The sequence below is a fragment of the Neobacillus vireti genome, from assembly GCF_036962345.1.
In the GTDB taxonomy this organism is placed as follows: domain Bacteria; phylum Bacillota; class Bacilli; order Bacillales; family Cytobacillaceae; genus Neobacillus; species Neobacillus vireti_A.
Genome location: NZ_JBALNB010000021.1, coordinates 1 through 16,319, shown reverse-complemented (window position 1 = coordinate 16,319; position 16,319 = coordinate 1). Strand labels below are relative to the sequence as shown.

The 16,319-nt window shown below is 40.0% G+C and carries 16 protein-coding genes; 1 reads left to right on the top strand and 15 read right to left on the bottom strand.

Going from position 1 to position 16,319, the window contains the following annotated elements; all coding sequences use genetic code 11:
• Positions 1-23 precede the first annotated feature (23 nt).
• From V7108_RS23875 to V7108_RS23805, 15 genes are all read right to left on the bottom strand, one after another.
• Complete coding sequence (locus V7108_RS23875) at positions 24-533, bottom strand: NYN domain-containing protein (protein WP_335513275.1); 510 nt, start codon at positions 531-533, stop codon at positions 24-26.
• A gap of 2 nt (positions 534-535) precedes the next feature.
• Entirely contained in the window at positions 536-1,285 is a 750-nt protein-coding gene (rlmB, locus tag V7108_RS23870) for a 23S rRNA (guanosine(2251)-2'-O)-methyltransferase RlmB (RefSeq protein WP_335513273.1), read from the bottom strand.
• The gene (locus V7108_RS23865; RefSeq protein ID WP_335513271.1) at positions 1,282-1,707 is read right to left on the bottom strand and encodes a Mini-ribonuclease 3; all 426 of its coding nucleotides are present in this window, start codon (positions 1,705-1,707) and stop codon (positions 1,282-1,284) included. Before V7108_RS23865 ends, rlmB begins: the two co-directional genes overlap by 4 nt.
• A 3-nt stretch (positions 1,708-1,710) precedes the next feature.
• Positions 1,711-3,108, bottom strand: coding sequence for a cysteine--tRNA ligase (gene cysS / locus V7108_RS23860; protein WP_335513269.1), 1,398 nt, complete (start codon positions 3,106-3,108; stop codon positions 1,711-1,713).
• The gene (gene cysE, locus V7108_RS23855; RefSeq protein ID WP_335513267.1) at positions 3,089-3,757 is read right to left on the bottom strand and encodes a serine O-acetyltransferase; all 669 of its coding nucleotides are present in this window, start codon (positions 3,755-3,757) and stop codon (positions 3,089-3,091) included. Before cysE ends, cysS begins: the two co-directional genes overlap by 20 nt.
• Before the next feature lie 380 nt (positions 3,758-4,137).
• Positions 4,138-5,595, bottom strand: coding sequence for a glutamate--tRNA ligase (gene gltX / locus V7108_RS23850; protein ID WP_335513265.1), 1,458 nt, complete (start codon positions 5,593-5,595; stop codon positions 4,138-4,140).
• Positions 5,596-5,799: 204 nt separating this feature from the next.
• Positions 5,800-6,276 carry a 2-C-methyl-D-erythritol 2,4-cyclodiphosphate synthase gene (gene ispF / locus V7108_RS23845; RefSeq protein WP_335513263.1) on the bottom strand — a complete coding sequence of 159 codons (477 nt, stop codon included), beginning with the start codon at positions 6,274-6,276 and terminating at the stop codon, positions 5,800-5,802.
• A 2-nt stretch (positions 6,277-6,278) separates the two neighbouring features.
• Positions 6,279-6,968, bottom strand: a complete 690-nt coding sequence (ispD, locus tag V7108_RS23840; RefSeq protein ID WP_335513261.1) for a 2-C-methyl-D-erythritol 4-phosphate cytidylyltransferase — start codon at positions 6,966-6,968, stop codon at positions 6,279-6,281.
• Positions 6,969-7,040: 72 nt separating this feature from the next.
• Complete coding sequence (locus tag V7108_RS23835; RefSeq protein ID WP_335513260.1) at positions 7,041-8,126, bottom strand: PIN/TRAM domain-containing protein; 1,086 nt, start codon at positions 8,124-8,126, stop codon at positions 7,041-7,043.
• Positions 8,127-8,283: 157 nt separating this feature from the next.
• The gene (gene disA / locus V7108_RS23830) at positions 8,284-9,357 is read right to left on the bottom strand and encodes a DNA integrity scanning diadenylate cyclase DisA (RefSeq protein ID WP_335513258.1); all 1,074 of its coding nucleotides are present in this window, start codon (positions 9,355-9,357) and stop codon (positions 8,284-8,286) included.
• A 3-nt stretch (positions 9,358-9,360) separates the two neighbouring features.
• Positions 9,361-10,743, bottom strand: a complete 1,383-nt coding sequence (gene radA / locus V7108_RS23825; protein WP_335513256.1) for a DNA repair protein RadA — start codon at positions 10,741-10,743, stop codon at positions 9,361-9,363.
• Positions 10,744-11,011: 268 nt separating this feature from the next.
• Positions 11,012-13,453 carry an ATP-dependent protease ATP-binding subunit ClpC gene (gene clpC, locus V7108_RS23820; RefSeq protein WP_335513254.1) on the bottom strand — a complete coding sequence of 814 codons (2,442 nt, stop codon included), beginning with the start codon at positions 13,451-13,453 and terminating at the stop codon, positions 11,012-11,014.
• Positions 13,454-13,466: 13 nt separating this feature from the next.
• On the bottom strand, positions 13,467-14,540 hold the full coding sequence (locus tag V7108_RS23815; protein ID WP_335513253.1) for a protein arginine kinase: 1,074 nt from the start codon (positions 14,538-14,540) through the stop codon (positions 13,467-13,469).
• Between the two features lies 1 nt (position 14,541).
• Entirely contained in the window at positions 14,542-15,090 is a 549-nt protein-coding gene (locus tag V7108_RS23810) for a UvrB/UvrC motif-containing protein (RefSeq protein WP_335513249.1), read from the bottom strand.
• A 30-nt stretch (positions 15,091-15,120) separates the two neighbouring features.
• Positions 15,121-15,582: a CtsR family transcriptional regulator gene (locus V7108_RS23805; protein ID WP_335513247.1), complete on the bottom strand. Its 462-nt coding sequence runs from the start codon at positions 15,580-15,582 to the stop codon at positions 15,121-15,123.
• Between the two features lie 162 nt (positions 15,583-15,744).
• On the opposite strand from V7108_RS23805, the gene V7108_RS23800 reads away from it, so the two are divergent.
• The gene (locus V7108_RS23800) at positions 15,745-15,993 is read left to right on the top strand and encodes a hypothetical protein (protein ID WP_335569639.1); all 249 of its coding nucleotides are present in this window, start codon (positions 15,745-15,747) and stop codon (positions 15,991-15,993) included.
• The last annotated feature ends 326 nt before the right edge of the window (positions 15,994-16,319 follow it).

The window sequence follows — 16,319 nt, the reverse complement described above, 5'->3', positions numbered from 1 at the left end:
CCCGAAACTTATGGGTGCAACGCTTACTTTTCACCCCTGCGCCATTTTTCGAAAATTTCTGCAATCTCATTACTAATCGGTATTTTTGAGAATGGTCGTTCCTCTTGTATGTTTTTTACTTTTTTCTCTATTCCTTTTTCCACCAAGGACATCTCTATAAGTAACTCCCGCGCTGATTTCCTTAATGCTCCTTGTCCAAAAATAGCCCATTGCTCCGTAAAATCGGAGGTAGCTACATGAATTTGAGTCCTCCGATTATTTAAAGCAATGGCCATTTTTTCAATCCGTTCGTCAGCTGTTTCGTTTTCTTTTGTAAAAATAACCTCTACCTTATGGTTTTTATATTTTTTCTCGATACCCTGAACATAGTAGGCATCAAATACAATGATAACACGATAACCTGAAAAAGCCTGGTATTCTGCCATTCTCTCTATTAAGCGGTCTCTTGCAGCGGGCAAATCATGGTCTTTTAATGCCCTTAGCTCCGGCCATGCCCCAATAATGTTATATCCATCAACAAGCAATATATCCATTTCTATCCCTCTAGAGGATGCCGCCTGCGGTATACCTCATACATTAATATGGCTGCAGCAACGGACGCATTTAATGAAGTTACCTTTCCAGCCATCGGCAGGTTTATGAGAAAGTCACATTTATCTCGTATCAGCCTCCCCATACCTTTTCCTTCACTTCCAATCACAAGACCTAGTGGCATTGTACCATCCATTTGACGATAATCTTGTTTTCCACTGGCGTCAGTACCTGCAATCCAAATACCGCGCTCTTTTAATTCATCAATCGTTCTTGCCATGTTGGTTACACGGACAACCGGAATATGTTCGATTGCACCCGTTGAGGCTTTTGCCACTGTTGCCGTTAAACCAACCGCTCTTCTTTTTGGAATAATAATTCCATGGGCTCCCACTGCATCAGCTGTCCGCATGATCGATCCCAAATTGTGCGGGTCCTCAATTTCATCCAATAACAAAAAGAAAGGAGGCTCGTTACTCTTTTCTGCAGCTGTAAATAAATCATCCAGTTCTGCATATTGATAGGCAGCGACATAAGCTAGAACTCCTTGATGATTTTCATCCGATAGCTGATCAATTTTTTTCTTAGGGACATATTGGACAATTACATTTGCTTCCTTTGCTAATTGGATTAACTGCTGCATTTGACCACGCTGCGAAGATTCTGCAATTAATATTTTGTTAATGTCTCTTTCTGACCTAAGAGCCTCCATTACCGGATTTTTCCCAATGATATAATCCTTGTTCTCGTTCATTTGCTTGTTCCTCCTTTCTTTTCTTCAACAAATTCAAAGGACTTTAAGATCAGTTCTTCTAATCGTTCTATATCACCTGTCAAATATAAGAAACCCATTAGTGCTTCAAATGCGGTGCTGTAATGATACGTTTGAACATCTGTATTTTTCGGTACTGTACCTGATTTAGCATTACGCCCGCGTTTGACCACCGCTAACTCCTCTTCTGACAAGAGATTTTCATCCATCATCTTAAATAGTACCTGGCATTGAGCTTTAGCAGAAACATAGGTTGTTCCCTCGCGGTGGAGAAGGTTTGGCCTTACTCTCCCGCTTTGCAGGAGGTGACGTCTGACATACATCTCATATACAGCATCACCCATATAAGCCAGCGCAAGACTATTCAATTGATTGGCGTCTATTTTTTCTTGATAATCAAGCATGAATTAGCCTCTTTTCCATCTTGTTCCCTGCGGTGTATCTTCCAGAATAATATTCATTTCCTTTAATTGATCTCTTATCTGATCTGATAGCTGAAAATTACGGTCCTTACGAGCCTGGATCCTTTTTTCAATGAGGGCATCTATTTCTTCATCTAACATTTCCGCCGCTTCCAGTGTCAGACCCAAGACATTAAATAATTCATCAAATTGGTTTGTGAACGCATCAATTACTTCTACTGCTGTATTCTTTTCTAAAAGGTAGTAATTGGCGAGCTTCGAAAGGTCAAATAGAACGGAAATAGCTTTCGCTGTGTTGAAATCATCATCCATCGCTTTAATAAACTCTTCCTGTAAGGCTGTGATTTTGTCTAACCACTCCTGATTATCATTTGTTAGATTTGTACTCGATTCTTTCCGATGCTTTAGATTTTGATAAGAGGTAGTTAATCGTTCAAAGGCAGCCTTTGTACTTTCCAATAACTCTTCACTATAGTTGATTGGATTACGGTAATGAACAGATAGCATAAAGAATCGTAATACTTGTGGATTATGCTGCTTAATAATGTCATGAACAAGAACAAAGTTCCCAAGGGATTTTGACATTTTTTCATTGTCGATATTGATATAGCCATTGTGCATCCAGTAGCGTGCAAATGGTTTCCCAGAAAGCGCCTCTGACTGAGCAATCTCATTTTCATGGTGAGGGAAGGTTAAGTCTTGACCGCCTGCATGAATATCAATCGTCTCGCCTAGGTATTTCTTTGCCATTGCGGAGCACTCGATATGCCAGCCTGGCCGCCCAATTCCCCAAGGACTTTCCCAATAGATTTCTCCTTCTTTTGCCGCTTTCCATAAGGCAAAATCTAAATCATCTTGTTTCTTCTCTCCAACCTCAATCCTCGCACCTACCTGCAGGTCATCAATGGATTGATGAGACAGCTTTCCGTAACCATTAAACCTTCTTGTACGGAAGTAGACATCTCCTTCAGATTCATAGGCATAGCCCTTTTGGATGAGAGCATCAATAAATTCAATTATGATATCCATATTATCCATTACACGCGGATGGACATCGGCATGTTTGCACCCTAATGCTGTTACATCCTCAAAATATGCTTCAATAAAACGGTCAGCAACCGTTGGGACATCTACTCCAAGCTGATTGGCAGCACGGATTAATTTATCATCTACATCTGTAAAGTTAGATACATATTGAATGTCATACCCTCGATACTCAAAATAACGGCGAACCGTATCAAAAACAATTGCCGGTCTTGCGTTGCCGATATGAATATAGTTATAGACAGTCGGACCGCAAACATACATTTTTACTTTTCCTTCTTCGAGCGGGACAAATACTTCTTTTTTACGGGTTAGTGTATTATACAGCTGTATGGTCATTCATCTTTTTCCTTTCTTTCTTCAATTCATATAACTCATTTCTCAAATCAGCTAGTTCGTCTTGCAAATCTCTAATTCGGTCCGCAATAGGGTCTGGGAGATTACTATGGTCTAGATCCCTTGTAATTCGCTTTCCATTTTGAATAACTACCCTTCCAGGTACCCCGACAACCGTTGAATTTGGCGGTACTTCTTTTAAGACAACCGATCCTGCACCAATCTTGGAGTTTTCGCCTATCGTTATCGAACCCAGCACTTTTGCACCTGTTGCGATTAATGCATTATCCATAATGGTTGGATGACGTTTCCCTTTCTCTTTCCCCGTTCCTCCGAGTGTTACCCCTTGAAATACCGTAACGTTATCACCAATTTCACAAGTCTCCCCAATGACAACCCCCATACCATGGTCAATAAAGAATCTCCTGCCTATTTTTGCACCTGGATGGATTTCAATACCTGTGAAGAATCGACTTATTTGAGAAATGACCCGTGCAAAGAAATAAAACCTTCTGTTGAAAAATGCATGGGCAATGCGATGCGCCCAAATGGCATGTAATCCTGAATACGTTAAGATTACTTCAATGTGACTTCTTGCTGCAGGATCTTGTTCAAAAACAACCTCAATATCCTCCTTCATCCTTTTGAACATGTTCTCATTCCCCCCTAAATGTATGGATACGTTATGTGTAAAACAATCCCCATCTTTTCCCCATAAAATAAAAAACGCCCCTGTCTTAACGACAGAGACGCGTTCGGCGTGGTTCCACTCTGATTAGACCGGTAAGCTTATCTGCATGCAGCTTACATGGGTCTCACTCTACCTGTTAACGGAAGGGTTCCGCCCAAATCTACACAGATTTCATCTTTTCGAAATGGGACTCAGAGGTGCATGTTCAAACATGAGAGGCTTAAACCACTTTCAGCCGGTGATGGTTTTCTCTTTAAAGCATCATCTTCTACTTTTCCTCATCTACACTTTTTCATATAAAAAGTTTATTTCTTTTACTATATTACATTTTGGCTCCGATGTTAACCAATAATTTTTTGAATTCGCTTTAATACTTTTTCTTTTCCTAAAAGCTCAATCGCTTGGGGTAAATCTGGACCGTGAGTTTGACCTGAAACAGCTGCACGAATTGGCATAAACAGATTTTTTCCCTTTTGCCCAGTAGATTTTTGAACTGACTTCATTGCGCCCTTAATTTCGTCGGCTTTAAAGTGCTCCAGCTTTTCAAGCTCTTCGGAAAATGCCTTTAGGACTTGGGGTACGGTTTCCCCTGATAATACTTCCTTGGCGTCCTCTTCATATAATGCTTCCTCTATGAAGAACATATCCGATAATTCAACAATCTCTGCACCAAAGCTCATTTTTTCTTGTAAAAGCGAAACTAAGCTTTTTGTCCATTGCTGTTCCTCTTCTGTTATGTTCTCATTTAATCGTCCAGCTTTGACGAGATGTGGTAAGGAAACCTCATAAACTCGGTCTACGTCTACCTTTTTCATATATTGGTTGTTCATCCATGTAAGCTTTTGTGTATCAAATAAAGCTGGTGACTTTGATAAACGATTGGCATCGAATATCTTGATAAACTCCTCTTTCGAATAGAGTTCCTCTTCACCAGATGGAGACCATCCTAGTAATGTTATAAAATTAAATAGGGCTTCAGGCAAATATCCTAATTCTTCATATTGCTCGATGAATTGAATGATTGATTCATCACGTTTGCTTAATTTCTTTCTGCTTTCATTTACAATCAGTGTCATATGACCAAATATCGGCGGCTCCCAGCCCAATGCTTCATAAACCATTAGCTGCTTAGGGGTATTCGAAATATGGTCATCACCGCGAAGTACATGCGAAATTTTCATTAAGTGATCGTCGATGGTAACCGCAAAGTTATAAGTTGGTGTCCCATCCTTTTTAATGATTACCCAATCACCCATTCCTTCAGATTCAAAAGATACCGGTCCTTTTACCATATCATCAAATGTAAAAGTCTTTCCTTCTGGTACCAACATTCTTATACTTGGCTCACGGCCTTCACTCTCTAATTTGGCTCGTTCTTCAGCAGTTAGATGTCGGCACTTTCCAGAATACTGAGGAGTTTCGCCTCTCTCTGTTTGTGCTTCCCGCTCTGCTTCTATCTCTTCTTCTGTACAATAACATTTATAGGCATGGCCATTCTCTAGTAATTGATTGTAATAGGTTTGATAAATATCATTTCTTTCAGACTGTCGATATGGACCATATTCACCACCGACATCCACACTTTCATCCCAATCCATACCAAGCCATTTTAAATATTTTAATTGACTTTCTTCTCCGCCGGCAATATTTCTTTTTTTATCAGTATCCTCAATCCGGATAATAAATTTCCCGCCCTGATTGCGGGCAAACAAATAATTAAATAATGCTGTACGGGCATTTCCAATATGTAAATGTCCAGTTGGACTTGGAGCATACCTTACACGAACTTCACTTGACATCATTATGCCTCCTATTAGAAGAGCGGAAGCGCCTTGACCAGGGGCGACAGGCATAAGACGAGCCGGCTAGAAGGTTGCTCTTTAACCTTCTTGACGGATTGGCTTATGACCCGAGCCCCTAGGCGCTGCAGCTAGACATTTCTCTAAGTTTAATAACTACATCTGATTTATTTTATCATTGTGTATTTACGCAATAAAGATAAATTATATCTTTTTCAACAATACAACTACTTGTGAGGCAATCCCTTCACCACGGCCTGTAAAACCTAACTTCTCAGTTGTCGTTGCTTTTACATTGATTTGTTCAGGAGAAGCATTTAGTAATTCTGCAATTCGCTCTTTCATTTGCCCGATATAGGGTGCCATTTTTGGCTTCTGTGCAATAATAGTACAGTCTGCATTTACAAGCTCATATCCTTTGTCCTTCACAAGTTGCCATACATGTTCCAACAGCTTAGCAGAATCTGCATCTTTAAACTCCGGATCTGTATCTGGGAAATGCCTGCCTATATCACCTTCCCCAATCGCTCCAAGACATGCATCTGTTACGGTGTGCAATAATACATCTGCGTCTGAGTGACCTAGCAGCCCTTTTTCATAGGGGATCGTAATCCCTCCAATTATAAGCGGACGGTCTTCCGTTAATTGGTGTACGTCAAAGCCCTGACCAATTCGAAACATATTTAAAAACTCCCTTGTCTTTTCTTAACTATTGCTTCTGCAAAAAATAAATCTTCTTTGGTAGTAAGCTTGATATTATCATAATCCCCCTCAATCATGGTGACTGGATGAGAGATTCTCTCTACCAAACTTGAATCATCCGTGCCAATAAAAGAATCCTTCTCGGCCTGTTCATATGCCTTATACAATATGGAAAAACGAAAAGCTTGTGGGGTTTGAACAGCCCACAAGCTAGACCTTTCGACAGTTGCCATTACCAAATGATCACGTACTGTTTTCATGGTATCTTTCGCTGGCACTCCAATGATTGCTGCACCTGTTTGTTGTGCTGTTTCCAACAATCGGTGAATATGTTCCTTCAGAATAAAAGGTCGGGCGGCATCATGAACAAGAATAATTCCATCGGTCTCCACTGTTTTTAATGCATTATAAATGCTATCCTGACGTTCTTTTCCACCAGGAACTAATCTCAGCACCTTTTTCACCTGATGCTGCTTTAATAATAATTTAAATTCTACCTCATCCTGAGGGCTAATAGCTAAAATAATGCCCTCACATAACTCATCTTCATCGAACACCTTTAGAGAGTGAATGAGTACAGGCATGTTATTTAGTTCTAACAGAAGCTTATTTTTCCCCGCTCCCATCCTTTTCCCTTGGCCGGCTGCCGGGATAATGACTTGATAAGCCATAGAAAAACTCCAATCTGCTCTTTCTTATTGTCTAGCACTAGCGACTTGGTGCTTCCGCTATTTTGTCCGCCATTACAGTGCCTTCTCTAGTAATTTTGGTTTTGCAAATATCATTCTTCCTGCTGAAGTTTGAAGAACACTCGTAACTAGAACATCTATTCTTTTTCCGATATATTCTCTGCCCTCTTCCACTACAATCATGGTTCCATCATCAAGATACGCAACACCTTGGTGATATTCTTTTCCATCCTTGATTACCTGTACGGCTAACTCTTCTCCAGGCAGGACCACCGGTTTAACCGCATTGGCTAAATCATTGATATTTAAGACAGAGACGCTCTGTAATTCACATACCTTATTAAGATTAAAATCATTTGTTACAAGCATACCGTTCGTAATCTTGGCTAGTTTCACCAGCTTGCTGTCCACTTCTTGTATTTCATCAAAATCGCCTTCATAAATTTCAACTTTAATGGCAAGTTCCTTTTGAATTCGATTTAAGATATCCAATCCCCGTCTCCCTCTATTACGCTTAAGGACGTCAGAAGAATCAGCTATATGCTGTAATTCCTCAAGCACAAAACGAGGAATTACAATGGTTCCTTCTAAAAACCCTGTTTGGCAAATATCAGCCACTCGACCATCAATAATTACACTTGTATCTAGAATCTTCAGCGATTGCCCTTCAGCCTTTTCAGGATCTTCATCCCCAGATTTCTTTTTCCCTCGGCTGCCAAAAAGATTTAAAAACTCATCTCTTTTCTTAAATCCCACCTGAAAGCCTAAGTAACCAAATAATAATGTCAGTAAAATGGGAGCGACAGCATTTAGTATAGGTTCTTGAACTGCATTTAGAGCAAATCCGATTAAAAAGGCTACTAATAAGCCAAAGATTAATCCCATACTGCCAAAAATCACATCTGTTACCGGGATTTTTACCAGTGAATCTTCTGCCCATTTAATAAACTCAAGTACATAATCTACTGCCCAAAAAGTTATAAGATAAAAAATAATTGCACCTATAATAGCTGCTGCATATGAGTTACTGATTATTGGAATGTCATCAAAATTAATTAATTTTAGCAGTTGCGGAATTAACAATATTCCAAGCGTACCGCCAGTTATGAGAAAACATGCTTGCACAATACGTCTTAACATTCCTTCACCTCCTCTACTCATTATAAACATATTCCCAAAATTGAAACCTTTGTTTGTCGATTATTTTGTCAAAATGGTTAAAATAAATCGTTATAATTTTCACTTCATAGGGTAGCACTCGAGAAATCTTCTGTCAACAAATGGAAATTTAAAAAACTTATATTTGTCGCTCCGTATATAAGCGATCTTTAATTAACTTTAAGCCTTCCTTGATTTTTTTTGCGCGAATTTCTCCTATGCCTTCAACATCGTCTAAATTTTCAACACTTGCTGAGACGATTGCGGAAAACTCACTAAAGCTGTTAATGATATTTTCAATAATCACCATTGGAAGACGAGGTATTTTGTTCAAAATCCGATACCCACGAGGTTGTTTACTTTCATCTAACGGAATATATCCTTGATAACCCATTAGTTTTAAAATCGTAATATCATCTAATGATCCATTACTGGTGACTGTCTGCATTCGTTTAAGGACATCTCTTGCCTTTATATCCCTATCCAAAGCATAATCTTTAATAATAAGGGCTGTCTCTTCTTCTAGGTCCGTTAAAATTTCGTTCATTTGCAGACGAATCAGTCTGCCCTCAGTACCGAGCTCGTTTAAGTACGTAATCAGTTCATTTTTTATTCTTAACACCATTTCGAATCGGTGCAGAACAAGAAGAAAATCGTTATAGGTAACGGACTCCTCAAACTCTAAAATACTCAAATTTGCGATGCTTCTCTCGAGGACTGATTTATACTTTTCTAGCATTTGAATAGCCTGATTCGCCTTCGTTAGAATGACAGAAATATCTTTAAGTGCATACCGGAAATTTCCTTGATAGAGCGTGATTACATTTCTTCTTTGAGAAATAGCAATAACAAGTGCCTTTGTTTGTCTCGCTACCCTTTCAGCTGTACGATGCCTCATGCCCGTTTCCGAAGCAGGAATATCTGAATCAGGTGCAAGCTGAGCATTCGCAATTAAAATGGTATTCCCTGCTTCATTCAGGATAATTGCCCCATCCATCTTTGCTAACTCATATAGATAGCTTGGAGAAAACGGACAATTGATTTGGAAACCACCATCCACGATACTTTTAACCTTATCATTGTACCCAATTACAATCAGCCCGCCGGTATTTGCCCTAAGCACATTATCGATTCCTTCACGAATAGGTGTACCCGGGGCAATAAACTGTAAAACCTCGCTTACGGCTTGTTCACCCAGCTTTCTATTTTCCATCTACTACACTCCCAACGCTGCTTTTAAGGCTTCAGCTACAGTAGATACACCAATTAACTCTACACCTTTCGGAGATTGCCAGCCGCTCAAATTATTAGCAGGTAAAATGACACGTTCAAAGCCTAACTTTGCAGCCTCCTGAACGCGCTGTTCAATTCTAGAGACTCTTCTTACTTCACCAGTCAGCCCAACCTCACCGATAATACAATCTGTTGCCCTCGTAGGTTTATCTCGAAAGCTGGAAGCAATACTTACACAGATTGCTAAATCAATAGCAGGTTCATCTAATTTTACCCCGCCAGCCACCTTCAGGTATGCATCCTGATTCTGAAGCAGCATGCCCATTCGCTTTTCTAATACAGCCATTAACAATGGAACACGATTATGATCAATCCCTGTTGCCATTCTTCTTGGATTCCCAAAACTTGTTGGCGAGATTAAAGCTTGAATTTCAACAAGTACCGGACGTGTACCCTCCATGGAGGCTACCACCGTTGAACCCGCTGCACCTTGTGATCTTTCTTCAAGGAAAATCTCAGATGGGTTTGCCACTTCATCAAGCCCAAATTCCTTCATTTCAAAAATTCCCATTTCGTTTGTTGATCCAAAACGATTCTTTACCGCCCGCAGAATTCGATACGTATGGTGGCGTTCCCCTTCAAAATAAAGAACGGTATCTACCATATGCTCTAGTAGTCTTGGTCCGGCAATCGATCCTTCTTTTGTTACATGACCAACAATGAAAATAGCAATCCCATTTGTTTTCCCTATTCTCATTAACTCAGAGGTACACTCGCGAACCTGTGAAACGCTGCCTGGCGCAGAAGTTACTTCCGGATGAAACACAGTTTGTATAGAATCAATAATAACAAAGCTGGGGCTCGTACTTTCAATATTTCGGTTTATTTCTTCTAAATTGGTTTCAGAATACACAAGCAGGTTTTCAGACTGGACTCCCAGCCTTTCCGCACGGAGCTTCGTTTGTCTCAAGGATTCCTCGCCGGATATGTATAAGACTTTATTCCCTTTATTCGCCAGTTGAGATGATACTTGCAGAAGCAGGGTTGATTTACCGATACCAGGGTCACCACCAATTAATACCAGTGAACCCTTTACCACTCCACCGCCTAATACACGATTAAGTTCTTGTAAGTCGGTAAGAATCCTAGGTTCAGACAGGGATTCAACTGCTGTAATAGGGGTTGGCTTGGAGAGGATTGTAGAACCTCCCTGAGAATGAGCAAAGGCACCCCTTCTATTTCCACCTGTTACCTCCACTTCCTCCACCATTTTGTTCCATTGCCCGCATCCAGGGCATTTTCCCATCCATTTAGGAGATTCATACCCGCACTCCTGACACATGAACTTCGTTTTGCGTTTGGCCATTTCTATCTTCTCCTACTCTAAATACAAGGCTCTTTTCTTATATTATTACTATTTAAACAAAATTTAATGTTTGTACTTAATTCCTGCAGAAAATAGCATTTTTTGAAAGAGCTGCAAAATTTATTCAAAAGCACAAATAACTATTTTCACGTTAAAATCGGCTTTAAGATTTTAACAATAATCTACGAAAACAGCCAAATATAAAAAGAGGTACACGGTCAAACTTGTTTCGTGTACCCCTTTAGTTTTTCTTAAAAGTCAGTAATGGTTATTTAGTTAGAGTAGTTTTCTCAGCAGTTCTAACTAAGAATTCACCATTATCCACATCAACTATAACATGCTGACCTGTTAAAACTGTACCTCTGAGCAATTCTTCAGAGAGACGGTCTTCAATATGCTTCTGAATAGCCCTGCGTAATGGGCGGGCACCGTATTCTGGGTCGTAGCCCTCAATCGATATTTTATCCTTAGCAGCTTCCGTAAGCTCTAAAGATATATTTTGCTCTTGGAGACGTTTCACAAGCTGGTCAGATAACAGTGTAACAATTTCTCCAAGATGCTTTTTCTCTAAAGCATGGAAGACAATAATTTCATCAATACGGTTTAAGAATTCTGGACGGAAGGCCTTTTTCAATTCTTCCATTACTTTTCCCTTCATATCCTTATAATTCTGTTCTCCATCTTGAATATTAAAACCAACATACTTATTACGTTTTAATGCTTCGGCTCCTACGTTGGAGGTCATGATCAGAACGGTATTACGGAAATCAACGGTTCTTCCTTTAGAATCCGTTAAGCGACCGTCTTCTAGAACTTGTAATAAAATATTAAATACATCAGGGTGTGCCTTTTCAATTTCATCGAGCAGGATAACGGAATACGGCTTTCTTCTTACCTTCTCCGTTAGTTGACCACCTTCTTCATAACCAACATACCCTGGAGGAGATCCAACCAGTCTGGATGTAGAATGCTTTTCCATGTACTCCGACATATCGATTCGAATCATGGCATCCTCATCACCAAACATGGCTTCAGCAAGTGCTCGAGCTAACTCAGTTTTACCTACACCAGTAGGGCCAAGGAAAACAAAAGAACCAATTGGGCGTTTTGGATCCTTTAAACCTGCCCTTGCACGACGAACCGCTTTGGCAACAGCCTTAACCGCTTCCTCCTGACCAATGACTCGGGAATGAAGAATTTCTTCTAAATTAAGTAATTTTGCGGTTTCTGTTTGAGCTAGCTTAGAGACAGGTATTCCGGTCCAGCTTGCAACAACACTCGCAATATCCTCAACTGTAACTTCACTGTTTTCTTTCCCTTGCTTTTCTTTCCATGTCTTCTTCGTTTCTTCCAACTGCTCACGTAGGCGCTGTTCTGTATCCCTCAAGGACGCTGCTTTTTCAAATTCTTGGCTTTGAACAGCAGAATCTTTCTCCTTACGAACTTCATCAAGCTTCACTTCTAATTCTTTCAAATTTGGCGGTGTTGTATAAGAACGTAAACGGACTTTTGACCCAGCTTCATCAATTAAGTCGATTGCTTTATCTGGGAGAAAACGGTCAGAAATATAGCGGTCAGACAGCTTTACCGCTGCTTCAATAGCCTCATCTGTAATGGAAACACGGTGATGCGCTTCATAACGATCTCGAAGACCTTCTAGTATTCTGACCGACTCCTCAGCTGTTGGCTCATCCACACGAATTGGCTGGAAGCGGCGTTCTAGTGCGGCATCTTTTTCAATATACTTACGATATTCATCCAGCGTAGTGGCTCCAATACATTGAAGCTCGCCACGTGCTAGGGATGGCTTTAAGATGTTAGAAGCGTCAATCGCACCTTCTGCTCCACCTGCTCCAATTAATGTGTGCAATTCATCGATAAAAAGAATGATATTGCCAGCCTGGCGAATTTCATCCATAACCTTTTTCAAACGATCTTCAAATTCTCCACGATATTTGGTACCAGCTACAACTGTTCCCATATCTAATGTCATAACTCGCTTATCACGAAGAATCTCTGGAACCTCGTTATTCACAATTTGTTGTGCAAGTCCTTCAGCAATAGCTGTTTTACCGACACCTGGTTCACCAATTAAAACTGGGTTGTTTTTTGTACGACGGCTTAACACTTCAATAACACGCTGAATTTCTTTACTTCTTCCAATGACAGGGTCCAAGCTTCCTTCTCTAGCGATTGACGTTAAATCTCTAGCTAGACTGTCGAGAGTTGGAGTATTTGCGCTGACTGAGGTCCCTCCCTGATGTCCGCCAGATTCATTACTGCCTAGCAATTGAAGTACCTGTTGACGTGCTTTATTCAAACTTACTCCTAGGTTATTAAGAACTCTTGCTGCTACACCTTCTCCTTCACGGATTAAGCCAAGGAGAATATGCTCTGTACCAACATAAGAATGTCCTAATTTTCTAGCCTCATCCATAGATAATTCAATAACCTTTTTCGCTCTAGGTGTGTAGTGGATCGTTTGGGATGCTTCCTGGCCCTTTCCGATTAACGATTCTACTTCCTTTTGAATTTTCTCAGAACCTAGTCCAAGCCCATAAAGCGCTTTTGCAGCAATGCCTTCTCCCTCACGGACTAAACCTAATAAAATATGCTCAGTTCCAATATTGTTGTGTCCTAGTCTAATTGCTTCCTCTTGTGCTAAAGCTAATACCTTTTGAGCTCTCTCAGTAAAACGGCCAAACATCATATTCCATTCCTCCTCACCTTTTATCTTGCTCCATTTTTAGTCGTTCTCGAATTAGGGCTGCTCGTCTTATATCTCTTTCATTTGGTCTTAAATGCCCGCCTGCGTATTGCTGCAGGAATCCTGGCTGCGTTAAAATCATTAATTCATTTAAAATATTCTTAGGGAGATTATCAATGTATCCCATATCAATACCTAAGCGAAGATCAGATAAGCACTTTGCAGCCTCTTTGGTTTCAATGATCCTGCTATTGGATAACACACCATAAGATCGGAATACTCTATCTTCTAATTGTATGTTCGAAGTTTTGCGTAATGCTTCACGTGCAGACCTTTCTTGTGAAATTAACTGGCTTACAACACCTTTTAGGTCACGGCAAATATCTTCCTCTGACTTTCCTAATGTAATTTGATTGGAGATTTGAAATATATTGCCGAGCGCTTCACTCCCCTCACCATAGATCCCTCTTACAACCAATCCCAGCTGATTAATGGCCGGAATGATACGATTTATTTGCTGGGTCAAAATAAGCCCTGGCAAATGCATCATGACTGAAGCTCGGAGACCGGTACCTACATTCGTAGGGCAGCTTGTAAGATATCCGTGCTTCTCATCAAAACCAAAGTGAATAAAACTCTCAAGCCAATCGTCCAATTCATTTGCTGCGGCCAAAGCCTCTGTTAATTGCAGTCCTGGAAATAAACATTGAATGCGGATATGATCCTCTTCATTAATCATAATACTAACTTCTTCATTTTCGGTTAAAAGAACTGCACCATATGGTGAATCCTCTGCTAAATTTGGACTAATCAAATGCTTTTCTACTAACACCCTTTTTTGTAAAGGCTGTAATTCATCAATTTTTAGTAATTCCATTTGCCCAAACTTTGAAAAATTTGATTCACGGAGTATTTCTTCCATCCTTAAAATAATGGATTGTGCTTCTTCGTGGGAAAATAATGTTGGAAATTTTACATTCTCAAAGTTTCGGGCTAAACGGATTCGGGAACTAAGGACAATATCTGAATCAGGTCCCTCCTCGCTCATCCATGAGCTGACTGCTTGACTAATAAAGCGTTCAAGCGACACGTTATTCCCCTCCCTTATTGCTGCCCGGTAATTCTTTTTCAAGTGTTCGGATTTCGTCTCGGATCTGAGCAGCTTTCTCAAATTCTTCTTGTTGGATTAATTCTTTTAGTTCACTTTTTAGATTTTCTACTTGTTTTTTTAGGTGAATACCTCCACCTATTCTTTTCGGTATTTTACCGCTATGTGACCAATTCCCGCTGTGAAGTCTCTTTAAAACTGGCGGAAGCTGCTCATGAAATGTCTCATAACAATGGGCACATCCGAAACGCCCCACTTTGATGAATTGCGGAAAGGTCATCGAACATACATTACACTGGAGAATTTCTTCCTGATGGAACGTATTTTGATTTTGCTTTTGAACAGTAGTATCTATATTTAATAGACCTGCTAATAGGTTATTAAAAGTAAAACCAGATCCTCCAGTAATCATAAACATCTCGCCCTTTTCATGGGCACACTTTTCGCAAAGATTAACTTCCGTTTTTTCACCGTTGATGATTTTTGTAAAATGCAGTGCAGCAGGCCTTTGATTACATTCCTGGCAAATCATTTTTTATTTCACCTCTCTAGCTGGTATATATTATTTATATTTCAATGATGTTAACATTGCTTTTAACATTCTAGCTCTAAGTTCATCTCGGAATGGAAGATCAATATATAAGACTGAACGATCAATAACACTTAACATAATTTTCGCTTCTCTTTTTGTGATTATCTCCTCATGGACTAGTCTATAGATAACATCTTCTGCCGTAGACTGTGCAATACGATTATCAAAGAGTGATAGTAAATGATCGATTACGTCAACTAAATCATGTGACTGAACCTTCATAATTCGAATATATCCGCCTCCCCCGCGTTTACTTTCTACGATATATCCTCGTTCAATGGTAAAGCGTGTATTAATGACATAATTGATTTGTGAAGGAACACATTGAAATTTATCAGCAATTTCACTGCGCTTTATTTCAACATGCTCTTGCTCACTCATTTCTAGCACTTGCTTCAAATACTTTTCGATAATATCGGAGATGTTCCTCATCTTCCCACCTCCTTCATCTGACTTTGACTATCTTTGACTTTAATTATACTGAAAATTTTATGTAGTTGCAAACAACTGCTACTAATGATTTTCTCCATATTTCGCGTGTGTGAAACCTGTTAAATTAGTTTTTAGGTAATTTGTAGGGGGTGGAGGAGCTTTGTGGCTTTTGATTCCCTTTATCGTGGGAGAATTAAGCTTGAGGGAATCAAAGAGTGGCTTGGTTCCCTTTATCGTGGGAAAATCAGGTTTGAGGGAATCAAAGAGTTGGCTTGGTTCTCTCTATCGTGGGGAAAATCAGGTTTGAGGGAATCAAAGAGTTGGCTTGGTTCCCTCTATCGTAGGAAAGTCAGGTTTGAGGGAATCAAAGAGTTGGCTTGGTTCCCTCTCTCGTGGGAAAATCAGGTTTGAGGGAATCACATTGGGGTTCTGATTCCCTCAAACCTTAATTATGACCTCTTTTGGAAATCAGATTACATAATTCTCCGACTATCGTTCCCCTTTTCAATAAAAATGCCCCCGCACGGGCACGAATAGCCAGCTTTTGTTACCTCTTTTTAGTAAAACACCACCGCATGGGCACGAATAACCAACATTCGTTCCTCTTTTTAGTAAAACACCATCATACGGGCATGAATCTTCTATAACTATTCTGTCTCCACCCTTTAAACATCCAAATAACACAAAAAAACACAACCCTAATCAGGTTGTGCTTCATTTGCCTGGCAACGTCCTAC

What these genes read in the sequence shown, in the direction of transcription:
- ispD (WP_335513261.1), bottom strand. Translation starts at nt 6,968, where the DNA reads ATGGCTTATCAAGTCATTATCCCGGCAGCCGGCCAAGGGAAAAGGATG.
- gltX (WP_335513265.1), bottom strand. Translation starts at nt 5,595, where the DNA reads ATGTCAAGTGAAGTTCGTGTAAGGTATGCTCCAAGTCCAACTGGACAT.
- V7108_RS23865 (WP_335513271.1), bottom strand. Translation starts at nt 1,707, where the DNA reads ATGCTTGATTATCAAGAAAAAATAGACGCCAATCAATTGAATAGTCTT.
- V7108_RS23835 (WP_335513260.1), bottom strand. Translation starts at nt 8,126, where the DNA reads ATGTTAAGACGTATTGTGCAAGCATGTTTTCTCATAACTGGCGGTACG.
- radA (WP_335513256.1), bottom strand. Translation starts at nt 10,743, where the DNA reads ATGGCCAAACGCAAAACGAAGTTCATGTGTCAGGAGTGCGGGTATGAA.
- cysE (WP_335513267.1), bottom strand. Translation starts at nt 3,757, where the DNA reads ATGTTCAAAAGGATGAAGGAGGATATTGAGGTTGTTTTTGAACAAGAT.
- clpC (WP_335513254.1), bottom strand. Translation starts at nt 13,453, where the DNA reads ATGATGTTTGGCCGTTTTACTGAGAGAGCTCAAAAGGTATTAGCTTTA.
- V7108_RS23875 (WP_335513275.1), bottom strand. Translation starts at nt 533, where the DNA reads ATGGATATATTGCTTGTTGATGGATATAACATTATTGGGGCATGGCCG.
- disA (WP_335513258.1), bottom strand. Translation starts at nt 9,357, where the DNA reads ATGGAAAATAGAAAGCTGGGTGAACAAGCCGTAAGCGAGGTTTTACAG.
- cysS (WP_335513269.1), bottom strand. Translation starts at nt 3,108, where the DNA reads ATGACCATACAGCTGTATAATACACTAACCCGTAAAAAAGAAGTATTT.
- rlmB (WP_335513273.1), bottom strand. Translation starts at nt 1,285, where the DNA reads ATGAACGAGAACAAGGATTATATCATTGGGAAAAATCCGGTAATGGAG.
- ispF (WP_335513263.1), bottom strand. Translation starts at nt 6,276, where the DNA reads ATGTTTCGAATTGGTCAGGGCTTTGACGTACACCAATTAACGGAAGAC.
- V7108_RS23805 (WP_335513247.1), bottom strand. Translation starts at nt 15,582, where the DNA reads ATGAGGAACATCTCCGATATTATCGAAAAGTATTTGAAGCAAGTGCTA.
- V7108_RS23810 (WP_335513249.1), bottom strand. Translation starts at nt 15,090, where the DNA reads ATGATTTGCCAGGAATGTAATCAAAGGCCTGCTGCACTGCATTTTACA.